Below are 12,572 nucleotides of genomic sequence, written 5' to 3' on the forward strand. Positions count from 1 at the left end.
GACAGGGAGCTCCGACGGCGGGGCTCCCGGGCCCTCCGGCCTGGGGCGGAGGGCGGCGATACGATCGTCCGTCGAACCGGCCGTTCCGGCGCCGCCCTCGTCCGGAAGGCCCACCGTGTCGCACTTCGCCCTGGTCGTCGCCCTCCCGGGCGCCGCCGGTGACGACGTCCCGGGCGCGCTCCGTGCCGCACTCGCGCCGTTCAGGTCCGACCTGGAGACCGACCCCTACCCCGCGTACCTGGACGGCGCCCCGGCCGGGATCGGCTGCGTCGCCGCCCTGCGGGCAGCGGGCCTGCTCCCCGGCCACGACCACCTGACCTGGGACCAGGTCGCCGAGGCCCACAACCGCAGGTACGGCTACGGACCGGGGGACGACGACCGCCTGCACGTCGACGGGCAGGGCCGCGCCTACTTCCTGTCGACGGACAACCGGAACGGGGAGCTGGACTACCACCTGATCGGCGGCCTGTTCGCCGGCCACTTCCTCCCGCTGCCCGGCGCGGGCGCCGATCCCCGGCTGATCCACCCCGCCGGCCCGGCGGGGGAGCGCCCGCGCTGCGACGGCGGCCCGCGCGCCCTGCTCGACCTCGACGGGCACCGGGACGTGGCGGTCCGGCAGGCCGCCGGGCGGCACGACCGGTGGACCGCGCTCGTCGACGGCCTGCCCCCGGCCCGCCCGTGGCCGGACTTCCGGGCCCGGCACGACGCCGACCCGGCCGGCTACCCGGTCGAGCGGGCCCGGCAGGACCACCGGGCACAGCCCAGGTGTCTGGCCGCCGCCGGTACGGAGGAGTTCGCCCACTGGGACGGAGGCTTCGCGGAGCCCCGCGACCGTTACGCGGCCGCCGCCCGGGAGGCGGCCGTCCCGGGACACGCGCTGCTGCGCCTGGACGGGACCTGGACGGACGCCGACGCGGCGCCGTCCCGCGACGCGTACCTCCGGGCCGCCAACGGCTACCTGGACGATCTCGACGGCGGCACGATCCTGGTCGCCCTGGACTGCCACTGCTGACGTACCGGTGGGAAGCCCCGGTGCTCCCGGGCCGCCGTGCGCCGACGCCGGGCCGCCGGCTCTGCCCGTGGCGAATCTGCGGCGGGCAGAAGGGCGGCATCGGGGGCCCCTCCCGGGGCGACAGTGGGGTGGACGGCAACTCCGCCCCCGACCAGGGAGAGCAGATGGCTCCACTCACCGCAGCCCCGCCCCGCGCGGGGGAGGGCGACACCCCGCCCAGCCCCTTCGACGACCACCTGGCGGCGCAGCTGCTGGCCCAGCGGATCGTCCTCCTCGGCACCCAGGTCGACGACGTGTCGGCGAACCGGGTGTGCGCGCAGCTGTTGCTGCTGTCGGCGGAGGACCCGCGCTCCGACATCAGCCTGTACATCAACAGCCCCGGCGGGTCGGTCACCGCGGGGCTCGCCGTCTACGACACCATGCGGCTCATCCCGAACGACGTCTCCACGCTGGCGATGGGTTTCGCCGCCAGCATGGGCCAGTTCCTGCTCGCGGTGGGCTCGCCCGGCAAGCGGTTCGCGCTGCCGAACGCGCGGATCATGATGCACCAGCCCTCGGCGGGGATCGGCGGCACCGCCGCGGACATCGAGATCCAGGCGGAGAACCTCCAGTTCACCAAGCGGGCCATCGAGCGGATCACCGCCGAGCACACCGGGCAGAGCGAGGAGACGATCGCGCGCGACGGCGACCGGGACCGCTGGTTCACCGCCGAACAGGCCAGGGAGTACGGGATCGTGGACCGGGTGGTGGAGTCGGTCGCCGACATCCGCCCGGCCTCCTCCCGCCGACGGATGGGGCTGTGACATGGGCTCGTACACGGTTCCCTACGTCGTCCAGCGCACCGCGCAGGGCGAGCGGTCCTACGACGTCTTCAGCCGGCTGCTGAACGAGCGGATCGTCTTCCTCGGCACCGAGATCGACGACGGCGTCGCCAACGTGGTCATCGCGCAGCTCCTGCACCTGGAGGCGGAGAATCCGGAGCGCGAGATCTCGATCTACCTCAACTCGCCCGGCGGATCGTTCACTTCGCTGATGGCGATCTACGACACCATGACGTTCGTGCAGGCGCCGATCTCCACGTTCTGCGTCGGCCAGGCGGCGTCGACGGCGGCGGTGCTGCTGGCCGGCGGGGACCCGGGGCGGCGCTTCGTGCTCCGGCACGCGCGGGTGCTGCTCGGCCAGCCCGCCAGCGGCGGCCGGCAGGGGACGGTCTCCGACCTGAGCCTCGCGGCCAAGGAGATGGTCCGGATCCGCTCGCAGGTGGAGGAGGTCCTGTCGCGGCACACCGGGCACGACGCGGCGACGCTGCGCGCGGACATGGACCGGGACAAGGTGCTCACCGCCGAGGAGGCCGTCGCCTACGGGATCGCCGACGAGGTGCTGAGCCGGCGGCAGTTGTCCGGCTGAACCCGCGGCGGCCGGTACGGCGGTTGGCGCACCGCCGCCGTACCGGCCGTCTGCCGGGGCAGGGCGGGTCAGGCCACGAGGCAGAGGCCGTCGTAGCGCGCGATGGGCGACGCGGACGACGCGGACGACGTGCGGCTCCGGCCCACCCGGCTCGGGACGGCGTACCGGGCCAGCTCGTCCTGGGCGAGCGAGAGCAGGTCGCCGAGGCCGAGCCCGAGGGCCCTGGCGGCGGCCGCCAGCACCTCGGAGGAGGCTTCCTTGCGTCCGCGCTCCAGCTCGGACAGGTACGGCATCGAGATCCGGGCCGCCTCCGAGACGTCCTTCAACGTGCGTTCCTGGGCGAGCCGTTCGCGCCGCAGCGCGTCGCCGACCAGGTCCCGCCAGAGCGGCTCCCGCCGTACGGGCGGCTGCGGGACGGCCGTCGGCCGCTGCGGGGTGCGGCCGGTGCCGCCGGACGCGGGCGGCGAGGCCTGCGGGCGCAGGGGGATGACGCGGGCTTCGTTCGGCGCATGAGTGCTCACCCCTCCACCCTAGGCATCCGCGGCGCGGGGGGAAGGCGCCGGCGTTCTGCCCTGGGTGAAGCGGCGTGGGCGGGGCCGCGGGGGCCGTCGCGGGGGAGGCGCCCGCGGGGTGGCCGTGGCGCGGGCGGTTCCTTCAAAACCCTTTACTGTAAACGGAGTTGAGCCGCAAGGCTGCGGGTTCTGGCGTTGCGGGCCGGCCGTCGCGCTGGCATCCTCGGGCCGGGCGGTCCCGGTCTCGGGCGGGGCCTTCCGTCAGGGGTGGCGGGAACGGGGGAGGCGGACGTGTGGCGTGCGGCGACGCGGTGGCTGGCGGTGGCGCTGGCGGTGGCGATCCTGACCGGGGCGGTGGCGCTGGCCTGGTGGCTGGCCGCGGAGCGGATGAGCGCGGCCATGGGGCTGGGCCCGCCGGACGGTGTGGTGGTGGTGGAGGAGTGCTACGACGTGGAGGACGGTGAGGGCAACAGCGACGGCACCGACTGCAAGGGGCGGTTCACCCCGGCCGGTGCCTCCGCGGACGAGTCCCGTCCGATCGTGGTGCGGGGCGCGGTCAAGAAGCACCGGCCCGGCACCCGGCTGTCCGTGCGGCTGGCGCGGGGCAAGGCCTACGAGCCGTCGACGGCGCCCGCCATGAAGTTCGGCATCGGTGCGGGCCTGATCCTCACCCTGGGCGCCGTGCCGGCCGGGTGGCTGCTGGTCGGTGCGTGGCGCGGCCGGGCTCCCGAGGGTGAGTCCCTGGTGGTCGGCGTGGTCGGGGGCATGATGGCCGTCATCGTCCTGGGCATCGTCGTCGGGCTGTTCGCGGTCATCATCGTGTTCCTGTCCTGAGCGGGCCCCGCGCCGGAGGCCTCGCCGCCGGGCCCGGTCGTCGACGGCCGGGCCCGGCGGGTCAGCAGTTCAGCGGGTCACGGTCTCAGCAGGTCACGACCGCCGAGACGGTCGAGGTCGACGGTGACCAGCCGGGCTGCTCGATGCTGAACTGGGCGGTCACGGTCGTGCCGCAGGGCACGGTGCCCGTGATGCCGCCGACCTCGCTCCCGCCGGCCGGGATCACGACGGTCGGGGTGATGGTGGCCAGCGGCGGGCTGGTGACGCCCGTCGTGCTCAGCCGGAAGGAGACCGGCTGGTCCAGCCAGGACGAGCCGGACGGAGTGGCCCGTCCGAACGCGTACACCTGGTTCCCGGTCCAGTTGACGCAGGCTCTGACCGTGAGGTGGTTCGGCGCGCCCGGGCTCCCGCAGACGGTCGTGCCCGCCGTACGGGCGGTGGGCGCGGGGGCGGCGGAAGCGGTCTGGACGCCGGTCAGTGCCGCCAGGGCGGCGGTGCCGGCGAGAACGGCTGTGAGGCGGTTCAAGGTTGGTCCCTCCCTCGTCCGTGCTCCCGGCGGTTCACCGGGAGCACTGTGACATGTCACATTGCTGTGAAGGCATCGTGACAGGACTCCGCGACCGGGGTGCCGTCTCCGCACGGAAAACCCCCTCGGTGGGCGCATCCGGCCACCGAATGACCGGAACGGCCTGTCATGGCCCGGGTGAGGCAGGGGGCCGGAGGCGCACATGACGGCTCGTCACGAATTGGCAACCGAGGCGGCGACTGCGGCGATACGCCTGTGACGGACCGGCCGGCTCCCCTATTCTCCATGCGGCGCGACCGGCTCCCGGCGCGCCGGAGGACTGGGGGGTCGCGGTGCTTCTGGACGGACGAGCGGCCGTGTTCGAGGCCGTCGTTCCCTCGCTGGTCGGCCTCGAACTGGTGGGGCCCGAGCCGGGGAGCGGCAACCGGCTGCGCATCCCGGCCGGGACCCCGCTGCTGGTCGAGTGCACCGGCGGGCGGCTCACCGGCAGGACCACCCTCCTGAAGAGCCTGGAGGAGCGGTACGCCGAACGCCTGCCGCAGGCGTACGCGGACCTCGGACGCGCGGACTTCGGCCGCCCCGGCCTCGCCCTGCCCGCCGAGAACGAGGCGCCCCACCTGAGGAACGCCTCGCACGCCTCCGACCTGCTCTTCCACCTGCGCTACGAGCTGAGCCGGCGGGCGAACAGGTTCGGCGGGGGCCTGTCCTTCCCCCGGCTCACCCAGGGCCTGCTCGCCGTCACCAGCTGGCAGGCCGTCGGGGTCGGCGAACTGGAGGCCGCCGGCCGGCGCCTGGAGAGCCTGCTGCGCGAGAGCCAGCCCGACGCCCAGGTGCGCCGGGACAAGGTGGCGCGCTGGATCCGGCAGGTCGCCCCGAACCTGGGCGCCGCGGCCGGGCTGGGCGCCGGGGTCAACGAACTCGTCGCCTCGCTCGCCGACATCGTCGCCACCGAACTGCTCGGCGCCCGCGCCAACCAGAGCGGCCTGCGCTGGTGGGCCGAACGGCGGGTCAGCGCCCAGGGCGAGGCCCGCGTCCAGCTCTCCGAACTGGCCCGCGGCTTCCGCGGCGGCGCCCAGGACCGCGAGTCCGCCGAGCGGCACCTGATGGCCGCCCTCCTGGCCGACATCGACGACCACTACACCTGGGTGCGGCTGAGGAACCGGCTGCCGCGCCCGCTGCTGCTCCTCGACAACGCCCACACCCCGCTCGGCCGCCCCGTCCTGGACACCCTGACCAGGGTCTGGCACGAGGAGGGCGTCCGCACCAGACCCGGCGTGCTCGCCACCGCCCTGGCCACCGAACCGGCCATCACCGACCCCGCGCACCCCACCGCGTCGACCCGCGACGCCACCGGCCCGTTCTGGCGGGCGGACCGGCCGCAGACCGCGGACGGCTGGACCCTGCGACTGCCCCTGGCCCCGCTGACCCTCGACGAGGTCCGGCGGATGTTCGGCACCGACCACCCCGAGCCCGGCACCGTCCAGCTGATCCACCGCCTCGGCGCCGGACGGGCCGGCATCGCCCACGGCCTGGTCCAGGCCGCCCGGCGCTCGATCCGCCTCGGACAGGACCCCGCCCCCCGCACCCTGCTCGACCTGCCCGCCGAGGACGAACCCGGCACCCCGGTCCACGAGCGGCTGCTGCGCCTGCTCGTCCCCGCCGACACCGCCCGGGCCCGCCTGGCCCACTTCGCCCCGGCCCTGGACTACGAGGCCGCCTACGCGCTCGGCACCCGCTACCCGCCCGGCGACGACGGGGCGCTGCGCGTCCAGGAGACCAGACAGCTGCTGGAACGCGACCGCTGGGGCGCCCGCCCGTGGCCGGGCGGCGGAGCACCCTTCGTCGGCGACCCCACCCTGCGCGCCCTGCTCGTCCACCACCTGGTCAGCCGCCTCGCCGCCGCCCCCGGCGCCGGGCCCTGGCACGACATCCACGCGACCCTGCGCGAGCGCTACGCCCACCCGGGCACCGCCGAGCCCGACGACCGCTCCCTGCACCACTCGCTCGCGGTCCTCGACACCGGCATCGTCGTGCGCACCCTCCACCGGCGCCTGGCCCGCCAGGACGCGGCCACCTGGCTCGCCACCCTCAACCTGGTCTGCGCCGCACCGCAGCCGCCCGGCAACCTGGCCGTCACCGCCGCCCGGCCCGAGGACTGCCCGGCCTGCGGCGGGGCGAACAGCCCCGTGCACCAGGCGGTCGAACTCCTCGTGTACGGCCTGTGGCGCCAGTCGCACCCGCTCGCCCCACCCGACCCGCGCCTGATCGACAGCGTCCAGCTCCAGCTGCTCACCCTCGCCCAGCACAGCGGGCCCGCCGACCAGACGGTGTTCTTCCGGGCGTACGAGACCTGGCCGCAGCTGCTGCGGCGCTGGATCCAGGCCCCCCACCTCCCGATCTGAGGAGACTGCCGCCGATGAGACTGTCACCGAGGAGACTCTCACCGAGGAGAGTGGCGCCGAGGAGAACGGTGCCGAGGAGGGTCCTGCCGTCCGGGCCCCTGAACCGCGCGCTGGTGATCACCCTGGCCGTCGCCGTCCTGACCGCCGGCGGCTACCTGGGATACGAGTACGGGATCGCCGACGACCCGTCCTGCGCCCCCGGCGTGACCGAGCGCGGACCGCAGCACGAGTGCGTCGGCGTCACCGACGGCGCCTACGTCTTCACCGACGAACTGCGGCAGGTCACCGCCCGCATCAAGGCCGAGAACGACCGGGTGGCCGGCAGCTCGCCCGTCACCGTCGCGCTGATGATCCCCATGACCTCCGACGCCCCCGCCGAGCGCCGCGAACTGGTCGAACAGGTGCAGGGCGCCTACCTGGCCCAGCACTGGGCCAACGACGACGGGAACAGCAACAAGCGGCAGCCCCCGATCCGGCTGGTGCTGGCCAACCCCGGCCGCGGCTACAAGGAGTGGCGCACCGTCGCCGACCAGCTGGCCCGGGCCGCGACCGACGACGGGCAGAACCTGCGGGCCGTCGCGGGCATCAACATCAGCATCACCGAGACCGAGGAGGCCGTGCGCTACCTCACCGCGGACAAGCACATCCCGGTCGTCGCCGGCCCGATGACCGCGGACGACATCAAGAACACCGCCGCCGACCCGCGCCGCTACCCGGGACTGGTCCGCATCGCCCCCGGAAACTCCGACCAGGCGGGCGCCCTCAGCTCGTACGGGGCGAACATCAAACCCGAGGAGTCCCTGGTGATCGAGGACACCCGGGACAACGACAACTACCTCGCCACCCTGCGCCAGGTCTTCGAGAAGCTCACCAAGGGCGCCCCCAACGCCCCGGAGACCTACCAGTCGCCGCCCGACTTCAACGACGAGGGCAACCTCGCCAACAACTTCCACCAGATGGTGCCGAGCATCTGCACCTCCGCCGCCACGACCCTCTACTTCGCCGGCCGCCCGGTGCAACTGCGCCAGTTCCTGGTCGAACTGGGCAACCGGAAGTGCAACAAGCCCTACACGGTCATCACCGGCTCGCACGCCTCCACCCTGATGGTCGACGCGAAGTTCGCCGACAAGTGGGACGCCCTCACCACGGGGGCCGGCATCACCGTGCGCTACACCGCCCTCGCCCACCCCGACAGCTGGGGGGAAGGGAGCACCGCGGCCACCGGCGGCTCCAAGGACGCCTCGAAGGAACTGGCCGACCTGCTCGGCAGGCCCGACACCAAGGCCCCCGACGCGATCGGCCCCGCCGACCTCCGCGACGGCCGCGTGATCATCACCTACGACTCGGTCTCCACCGCCGTCGCGGGCATCCGCAACCAGACGGTGGGGGACGTGAAGACGCCCTCGACCGACGACGTCGTCCAGAGCTGGCGACGGCTGCACGGCGGCAACCGGGTCGACGGCGCGAGCGGCTGGATCTGCCTCGACCAGTACGGCAACCCCTACAACAAGGCCGTGCCCATCGTCCACCTCGACCCGGCCACCAGGAACGCCGTCCTGGACACCCTCGCCTGGCCACTCGGCCACGCCCCCGACGCCAACTGCTCGATCGGCAGCGACGGCTGACATCTATAGGAGCATCCCCGCCACACCGTCGGGACCACGGCACGGACATCCGCGCAACCGCCCGCACCCACCGGTAGCCTGCCCGCGTGGACCCCGTGAACGACGAAGCCGAGGCGGACCGGCCCGTGCTCTACGAACGGGCCGGGCACGTCGCGCGGGTGACCCTGAACCGGCCCCGGGTGCTCAACGCCATGGACCTGCGGATGCACGCCGAACTCGGCGCCGTCTGGGACGAGGTCGAACGCGACGACCGGGTACGGCTGGTCGTGCTCACCGGCGCCGGCGACCGCGCCTTCTCCGTCGGCCAGGACCTCACCGAACGCGCCCGCCTCGACCGCGAGGGCGCCGAACCCACCACCTTCGGCTCGCGCGGCCTGCCCGGCTGGCCCCGGCTGACCGAACGCTTCTCCCTGTCCAAACCCGTCCTGGCCCGGGTCTGCGGCTACGCCCTCGGCGGCGGCTTCGAACTGGTCCTCGCCTGCGACCTGGTGATCGCCGCGCAGAGCGCCGTCTTCGCCCTGCCCGAAGCCACCCTCGGACTGGTCCCCGGCGCGGGCGGCGCCTTCCGGCTGGCCCGGCAGATCCCGCTCAAGGCCGCGATGGGCCACCTGCTCACCGGACGCCGGATGACGGCGGACCAGGCCCTGGCCTTCGGCCTGGTCAACGAGGTCGCCCCGGACGACCGGCTGGACGAGTGCGTCGAACGCTGGAGCGCCGACCTGCTGCGCTGCGCACCGCTGTCGCAACGCGCGCTGAAGGAGGCCGTGATGCGCTCGCTGGACCTGCCGCTGGACCAGGCCTTCACCACCCGCTACCGATGGGAACAGGTCCGCCGCGCCAGCGAGGACGCCAGGGAGGGGCCGCGCGCCTTCGCGGACAAGCGCGACCCGGTGTGGCGCGGGCGCTGACACCGCCCGCCGCCTGAACGCCCGTTCTCCCGGTCCGGCCCGTCGTCGGGCCTGGCCGGGCCGGGAGAACTCCACCCCGCTCCGCTCCGGAGCGCGCCGGGGCCGGGTCAGTCGCCGGCCGCGCCGCCGAAGGCGGATTCGAACTCGTCGATGTCCTCCTGACCGAGCGAGATCAGCGAGAAGTCCGACGGGGTGTGACCTCCGGGGCCCTCGGAGGCGTGCCGGACCAGGCCTTCGAGCACGGCCTGCCAACGCTCGGCGAGGTCGCCGAGCTCCTCCCCGGTGAGCAGCCCACGGGGAGACTCCAGGACGAAGCGCAGCTCCGGGCCCTCCGGCAGGTCCCGCGCCGCACCGTTGATCTCCAGCACGTGCCGCAGCGGCATCGAGGCGTCGACACCGCCCTCGGGCGACCCGTGCCCGGCCGCCGGCGTCCACGGCCGCGCACCACCGCGCCCGGCCCCCGCCGGCACCGGCCCGCCGCCGCCCCCGGCGTCCGCATCCGGTCCCGAACCACCGAACCGGCCCAGGTAGTTGAACCCGATCTGCGGCGCCGCGAGGGGCTCCAGCACCGCGGACGTCGCCGGGTTCAGGTACCGGAGCAGGCCGAAGCCCAGACCGTCACCGGGCCGCTGCCGCAGCTGCTCCTTGACCCGCTTGATCAGCCGCGCCGCGTCCTCGCCGCCCGCCCGCACCTCGGCCGGGTCGACCGGCCCGGTCTCCAGCCACACCGGGTGGACGGCGGTGAACCAGCCCACGGTCCGGGTCAGGTCCATGGACTCGTCCAGCGGCACCCGGCCGTGCGCCTCCCGGTCGATCAGGAAGCCGTCCGGGACCGGCCGCCCGCGCGCCCGCAGCCACTCGTCCAGCGCCGCGGTGAGCCCGGACAGCAGCACGTCGTCCACGCCCGCGTGGTACGCCTCGGGCAGCGCCGCCAGCAGCGCGCCCGCGGTCGGCGCCGGGACGGTCAGCTCCGCCCGGGACAGGCCGCCCCCCACGGTGTCCGTGCGCGGATCCAGCGGCCGGCCGGCGAGCGGCGGCTCGGCCCGGTCGAGCATCCGCCGCCAGAGCGGCAGCTCGTCCACCGTCCGCTGCGCCCTGGCCCGCTCCGCCAGGGCGGTGGCCCAGCGGCGGAACGAGGTCGGTTCGGCGGCGACGGCCTCGCGCGCCGCGTCGGGGCCGCCGGCCTCCAGGGCCGCGTCCGCGTGCGCCAGGTCGGGCATCAGCACCCGCCAGGAGACGCCGTCGATCACCAGGTGGTGGGCGACCAGCAGCACCAGGGCGCCGTGCCCGGCGCCGCGGTCGACGAGCACGGCCCGCAGCATCACGCCGTCGTGCGGCGCGAGCGCGGCCTCCGCGGCGGCGGCCTGCTCGTCCAGCAGCTCCTCCAGCCGTTCCTCGTCGAGGCCGGCCGCCTCCACCCGGGTCACCAGGTCCGTCGCGGGCAGTGCCGAGGACGCGTCGGGCCCGGGGATCACCAGCCGCCCGTCCGCCCCGTCCTCCTCCAGCCGGGCCCGCAGCACGTCGTGCCGGTCGAGGACCACCCGGAGCACGGCGGCCAGCCGGTCGGTGGTCAGGCCCGGCGGCGCGCTCAGCACCATCGCCTGGCTGCCCGCGCGTGCCACCGAGCCGGTGCGCGCCGCGATCTCGTGCATCACCGGGGTCAGCGGGACGGGGCCGCCGGGGACGTCCTCGGTGCGCTCCTCCCGGGCGTCGCCGACCGGCTCGGCCACCCGCGCCAGCCGGGCGGGCGTGCGCAGCTCGAAGATCTGGCGCGGGGTGAGCGCCAGACCGGCCTTGCGGGCCCGCCCGGCCATCAGCATCGAGGTGATCGAGTCGCCGCCGAGGGCGAAGAAGGAGTCCTCCGCCCCCACCCGTTCCAGGCTCAGCACCTCGGCGAAGAGCCGGCACAGCGTCTCCTCGGTGTCGGTGGCGGCGGCGCGCCCGGCCGCCCGGCCGGAGAAGTCGGGCAGCGGCAGGGCGGCCCGGTCGACCTTGCCGTTCACCGTCACCGGCAGCGCGTCGAGCACGGTCACCGAGGCCGGGACCATGTAGTCGGGCAGCTTCCCGGCGAGGTGCTCCTCCAGCGCCCGCGGGTCGGGCGGGGCCTGGGCGTCGGCCGGTACGGCGTACCCGGCCAGCCGCTTGTGGCCGCCGCCGTCCTCGACCGCGATCACCAGCGCCTGGGCGACGCCGGGGTGCGCGGCGAGCACGGCCTCGATCTCGGCGGGCTCGATGCGGAACCCGCGGATCTTGAGCTGCTCGTCGGCCCGGCCGAGAAAGAGCAGCTGCCCGTCCCCGGTCCACTGCGCCAGGTCGCCGGTGCGGTACATCCGGGCGCCCTCGGGCTCGCCCTCGGCGGGGAAGGGGCAGGCGACGAAGCGCTCCGCGGTGAGCGCGGCGCGGCCGAGGTAGCCGCGGGCCAGCCCGGCCCCGGCCAGGTAGAGCTCGCCCGTCATGCCGACCGGCACCGGCCGCAGGAACGCGTCCAGGACGAACGCCCTGGTGTTGTCCATCGGCCGGCCCAGCGGCACCGCGTCGGGCACCGACTCCGGGTCGGTGAAGGGCAGTTGGGTGGCGAACGCGGTGGACTCGGTCGGGCCGTAGGTGGTGCGCACCACCAGGCCGGGGTGGGAGCGCAGCAGCGTGCGCACCGCGTTCGCGGAGACCACGTCGCCGCCGGTGGACACCTCGCGCACCCCGCCGAAGATGTGCGCGGCCTGCTCGGCGAGCACCCGGAAGTGGCCCGCCGTGGCGTGCACGCTGGTCACCTGCTGGGCCGCGATCAGCCGGCCGCGCTCGACCGTGTCGATGTCGCCCGGGGGCACCAGCACCAGCCGCCCGCCGTGCAGCAGCGTCGTCCAGATCTCGTAGGTGGAGGCGTCGAAGGCGTGGTTGGCCTGCACCAGCACCCGCTCCAGGGTCTCGGGGGTCCAGCACTCGTCGAGGCAGAACGCCACGACGCTGCCGTACGTCACCGCGACGCCCTTCGGCACACCGGTGGACCCCGAGGTGTAGATGACGTACATCAGGTTCTCCGGGCGCACGGGCACGATGGGGAAGGGCTCGTCGGGGGAGTCCGAGCCGGGGGAGTCCGAGCCGGGGGAGTCCGGGCCGGGGGAGTCCGCGTCCGCCGGGTCGGGCTCCAGACGGAGCACCTCGGCGGGGCCGAACAGGGCGGCGTCGGCCAGGCCCCGGCCGGCGTTCGGCGCGTCGACCAGCACGACGGACGCGCCCGCCTGCGCGGCCACCGCGCCGAGCCTGGCGGCCGGGTGCCGGCCGTCCATCGGCAGGTAGGCCGCGCCGGTCTTCACCACCGCCAGCAGGGCGGTGACCAGTTCGGGCGAGC

The 12,572-nt window shown here is 74.9% G+C and carries 10 protein-coding genes; 7 read left to right on the plus strand and 3 right to left on the minus strand.

Going from position 1 to position 12,572, the window contains the following annotated elements:
* The first annotated feature begins 115 nt into the window (after positions 1–115).
* The 3 genes from BU198_RS40280 to BU198_RS40290 all read left to right on the plus strand — a co-directional run bounded on the left by BU198_RS40280 (position 116) and on the right by BU198_RS40290 (position 2,419).
* Positions 116–1,012, plus strand: a complete 897-nt coding sequence (locus BU198_RS40280; RefSeq protein ID WP_188301671.1) for a hypothetical protein — start codon at positions 116–118, stop codon at positions 1,010–1,012.
* A gap of 164 nt (positions 1,013–1,176) precedes the next feature.
* Positions 1,177–1,815 carry an ATP-dependent Clp protease proteolytic subunit gene (locus tag BU198_RS40285; RefSeq protein ID WP_188295122.1) on the plus strand — a complete coding sequence of 213 codons (639 nt, stop codon included), beginning with the start codon at positions 1,177–1,179 and terminating at the stop codon, positions 1,813–1,815.
* Position 1,816: 1 nt separating this feature from the next.
* Positions 1,817–2,419: a ClpP family protease gene (locus BU198_RS40290; protein WP_188295123.1), complete on the plus strand. Its 603-nt coding sequence runs from the start codon at positions 1,817–1,819 to the stop codon at positions 2,417–2,419.
* Between the two features lie 68 nt (positions 2,420–2,487).
* Here BU198_RS40290 and BU198_RS40295 read toward each other — a convergent pair whose 3' ends face one another.
* Positions 2,488–2,940, minus strand: a complete 453-nt coding sequence (locus tag BU198_RS40295) for a helix-turn-helix domain-containing protein (RefSeq protein ID WP_188295124.1) — start codon at positions 2,938–2,940, stop codon at positions 2,488–2,490.
* A gap of 282 nt (positions 2,941–3,222) precedes the next feature.
* Between BU198_RS40295 and BU198_RS40300 the strand changes: the two genes are divergently transcribed.
* On the plus strand, positions 3,223–3,765 hold the full coding sequence (locus BU198_RS40300) for a hypothetical protein (protein ID WP_188295125.1): 543 nt from the start codon (positions 3,223–3,225) through the stop codon (positions 3,763–3,765).
* A gap of 85 nt (positions 3,766–3,850) precedes the next feature.
* On the opposite strand, the gene BU198_RS40305 is transcribed toward BU198_RS40300, so the two are convergent.
* The gene (locus BU198_RS40305) at positions 3,851–4,291 is read right to left on the minus strand and encodes a hypothetical protein (protein ID WP_188295126.1); all 441 of its coding nucleotides are present in this window, start codon (positions 4,289–4,291) and stop codon (positions 3,851–3,853) included.
* Between the two features lie 356 nt (positions 4,292–4,647).
* Here BU198_RS40305 and BU198_RS40310 point away from each other — a divergent pair, with 356 nt between their 5' ends.
* The 3 genes from BU198_RS40310 to dpgD all read left to right on the plus strand — a co-directional run bounded on the left by BU198_RS40310 (position 4,648) and on the right by dpgD (position 9,226).
* Entirely contained in the window at positions 4,648–6,693 is a 2,046-nt protein-coding gene (locus BU198_RS40310) for a hypothetical protein (protein ID WP_188295127.1), read from the plus strand.
* Between the two features lie 68 nt (positions 6,694–6,761).
* Positions 6,762–8,318: a hypothetical protein gene (locus BU198_RS40315; RefSeq protein WP_188295128.1), complete on the plus strand. Its 1,557-nt coding sequence runs from the start codon at positions 6,762–6,764 to the stop codon at positions 8,316–8,318.
* An 86-nt stretch (positions 8,319–8,404) separates the two neighbouring features.
* Complete coding sequence (dpgD, locus tag BU198_RS40320) at positions 8,405–9,226, plus strand: enoyl-CoA-hydratase DpgD (protein WP_317619929.1); 822 nt, start codon at positions 8,405–8,407, stop codon at positions 9,224–9,226.
* Between the two features lie 107 nt (positions 9,227–9,333).
* On the opposite strand, the gene BU198_RS40325 is transcribed toward dpgD, so the two are convergent.
* Positions 9,334–12,572: non-ribosomal peptide synthetase (locus tag BU198_RS40325; RefSeq protein WP_188301672.1), on the minus strand; the 3,239-nt coding region annotated here is incomplete at its 5' end.

The sequence above is a fragment of the Streptomyces sp. CBMA156 genome (assembly GCF_014596515.1).
Taxonomy (GTDB): Bacteria; Actinomycetota; Actinomycetes; order Streptomycetales; family Streptomycetaceae; genus Kitasatospora.

Coding starts and splice junctions, on each gene's coding strand:
- BU198_RS40290 (WP_188295123.1), top strand. CDS start 1,817: ATGGGCTCGTACACGGTTCCCTACGTCGTCCAGCGCACCGCGCAGGGC.
- BU198_RS40285 (WP_188295122.1), top strand. CDS start 1,177: ATGGCTCCACTCACCGCAGCCCCGCCCCGCGCGGGGGAGGGCGACACC.